At 60.6% G+C, this 2,296-nt stretch carries 2 protein-coding genes and 1 tRNA gene; all 3 read left to right on the top strand.

Annotated elements, in window-relative coordinates; genetic code table 11:
* Positions 1-683: hypothetical protein (locus IK083_05525; protein ID MBR4749012.1), on the top strand; the 683-nt coding region annotated here is incomplete at its 5' end.
* A 94-nt stretch (positions 684-777) separates the two neighbouring features.
* A tRNA-Ala gene (locus IK083_05520) sits at positions 778-850 on the top strand.
* A 496-nt stretch (positions 851-1,346) separates the two neighbouring features.
* On the top strand, positions 1,347-2,147 hold the full coding sequence (locus tag IK083_05515) for a hypothetical protein (protein ID MBR4749011.1): 801 nt from the start codon (positions 1,347-1,349) through the stop codon (positions 2,145-2,147).
* Positions 2,148-2,296: the final 149 nt, after the last annotated feature.

Raw genomic sequence — 2,296 nt, 5'->3', positions numbered from 1 at the left:
TACAGCACAACGGCAACTTTATGCATCAGCTGGACTGCTGCGAGCATGTGACCATGACCGACGTCACCTGTCTCGGGGGCAGCGACGGCATCCATCTCCACTGCTGTTCCGACATGGAGATAAACCGCTGCGTGTTCCGCACGGGTGACGACTGCATCGCCGGCATCAACATCAGGGGGCTCCACGTCAACAACTGCGTGCTCAACACCTCCTGCCAGGTGTTCCGCATGGGCGGCACGGATATACTGGTGGAAAACTGCCACGCCTACGGCCCCGGCTACTATCCCCACCGCATGACGGTGGTCCGGTCCCGCACGGAAGAGCTGCCACGGGAGGAAGGCAGGCACAACCTGCTGGCCTTTATGATATTTTTCGCCAGCGACGCTCATCCCGCCGCAGAGCATTCCCGCAACATAGTCTTTCGCAATATGATCATCGAAAACGCGCAGAACGCGCTGGATTACCGCGCCGACTCCGTCGAGATGCTCCAGTCGGGAGACCGGCTGACGGAGCTGACCTTTGACAACGTGCGCTTCACCGGCTTGGGCAAGAGCTCCCTGGTGGAAGGCGCCGCCGACGAGCCCCTGACCGTGCGCCTGCGGGGCGTCACCTGGGAATTCGCCGAAGGAGAGGGCAGCCTGTTCCATCCCGACAGCGCCAACGTGAACGTCATCGAAGAATAAAGACTCAGCCGACGGCGCGCCCTGAAAGACCCGGCCCGGGAGGGCCGAGCCTTTTCGGGGCTTTTTTTGCAATTGTGCTATAATAATACTGTAGGGGGATGTAGCTCAGCCGGAAGAGCATCACGTTCGCAACGTGAGAGTCAGGGGTTCGAGTCCCCTCATCTCCATCAGGGAAAACACTCTCGTCATCCCGGCGGAAACGCGCCCCGCGTCATCCCGGCGCAGCGCCCAACCCGCGTCATCCCGGATCCTCCGCCGTCATCCCAACGCACATTAATGTGCGTTGGAGATCTGTGGGGGGACCGACGGCTGAAAGCCGTTGGGGGGTCCGCATAGGCGGAGGAGCGTTTAAGCTCCGCTCCCCGCGTCATCTCGGCGGTTGAGCGTAAGCGAAACCGGTAAGAGATCTACGGGGGCACCGACGGCTTTTGGCCGTTGGGGGGGCCGTATCGCGGGGCAGGGAAGTTTTCCTTCTGTCCCGTTGGGCCGGTCCGTGACCGCGGCTCGCGGTTCTTTCTCAGGGGATCTCTTACCGGTGAGGGCATGAGGAGCCCTCACCGCCGAGATGACGTTTAATTGAACGGGACGAGACGGCGGAGGATGGCCGGGAGGCAATGTTCGCCCTGAGAGGGGCGCAAAAACAACGATATAAAGGAGAAAACGATGCGTGAACCATTTGACAAGGAGTATTGGAAAAACTATCCCTTTGTGGACGTCACTGTGTTTTGCCTGAAGTGCGGCGGCTGGGTGATATATACTCAGTATCGCACTCCCCCGGCAAGCAAGGGCCCCGATCATGACAAAACTGTGGTGGGCGACTCTGTGTTCAGGTGCAGTTGCGGCAACAGGGATCCCCGGCAGTTCATGGTCATCTGCGAGCGGTATGCCGACGGGCTTGACATAAGCACTGTGCGCAACTATTCGTCCTGCAGAGAGAAGATCAGGCGGGAAATGAAGGATGTTGTGGGACATGGCTATCTGATACGCCACGTGCCGGACGTCAGCAGCCTGGAGGAAAAAGTGCGCATATTCGACGACGGCCTGGACGACAGGATCGTAGAGCTGATCAAGGCGCTGGTGTCGGACGGTCTGGTCCGGTCATATCCGGCGTATGTCTATGCGCCCGGCGGCTGCAGGCTGTATTACAGGGGAAGAAAGGACAGGAAAGAGCTGGTGGTCTGCGCCGATGGGCTGCCGGACATGATCCTGGACATTGCAGCCTTGTATGACGAAGTCGGCGCGTCCGAAACAGCCGCTCAGCTGCCTCCCCTGAGGGACTGCGACACAGTGATCGACATGGAGTGGGCTGCCGGGCAGCTGAATGCGGCCGGGACGCTGAAATGGCAGGGGGAGCTTCCTCCGGCCACGTTTCAGTGGCCGAAACAAAGTGAGGCCGTTGGCGAGCCGCGGTGGAACCATTGGCGGATGAGTGTCAGATGCTTTTTGGCCCGTTGGGGCTGGTAGGTGCTGAGTGTTTGTGACGCGTCGGCAGGCCTGCCGGCCTGCCGACGCTGTTGTTTTTTATGCCTTTCGCGGGCGCTGCGCGCCCGCGAAAGGCATCCCGCTGCCGGGATGACGCGGGGCTGAGCTTTGAGCGTTCCTCCGCCGAGTGG

Source organism: Abditibacteriota bacterium, from assembly GCA_017552965.1.
Classification (GTDB): Bacteria; Armatimonadota; UBA5829; order UBA5829; family UBA5829; genus RGIG7931.
Note: the sequence above shows the minus strand (reverse complement) of the source record. Positions and strands in the feature narration are given on the sequence as shown.

Coding starts and splice junctions, on each gene's coding strand:
- IK083_05515 (MBR4749011.1), top strand. CDS start 1,347: ATGCGTGAACCATTTGACAAGGAGTATTGGAAAAACTATCCCTTTGTG.